The sequence below is a fragment of the Pseudomonas sp. FYR_7 genome (genome assembly GCF_043106155.1).
Lineage (GTDB): Bacteria > Pseudomonadota > Gammaproteobacteria > Pseudomonadales > Pseudomonadaceae > Aquipseudomonas > Aquipseudomonas parafulva_B.
In genome coordinates this window covers 1-366 of sequence record NZ_JBICMI010000089.1, presented here as the reverse complement: position 1 = coordinate 366, position 366 = coordinate 1, and the positions used below count along the sequence as shown (strand labels likewise).

The following is a 366-nucleotide window of genomic DNA, read 5'->3' as shown; positions in this document are numbered from 1 at the left end:
AGCAGCTTTACGATCCACCGGATACCGGGTTTTGGAAATCTTCACCGTCCTTGGCCTTCCTGGCCTTGGACGGTGATCCAGAAACAGCCCTCCTAAGCTCCCTCGCAGCTCGGCCAACCTTCTCCCCGTTGCCGATACCGGATTGGCAGCTGCCATAACGATCAGTTGCACCGCAATGTACTGGCAGGCGGGTTTAAAGCGTATGTCTGAAGGCGTTCGGCCAAAGGCTACTGCGGCCTGGCTGGCCTCTCGGCGGATGATGTTGTAAGCCAGCAGAAGCCCCCAGACTTCTTGATAAATCAGATCAATCTTCTTGCTGCGCAACGTCACCGCGTTCTGCTGCATTGAGCTTTTGATGTCTCGAAA

At 55.2% G+C, this 366-nt stretch carries 1 pseudogene; it reads right to left on the bottom strand.

Annotated features, from left to right (window positions below):
• Nucleotides 1-366 (bottom strand): annotated as a pseudogene (locus ACF8R3_RS21955) (IS4 family transposase); the annotation flags it as partial.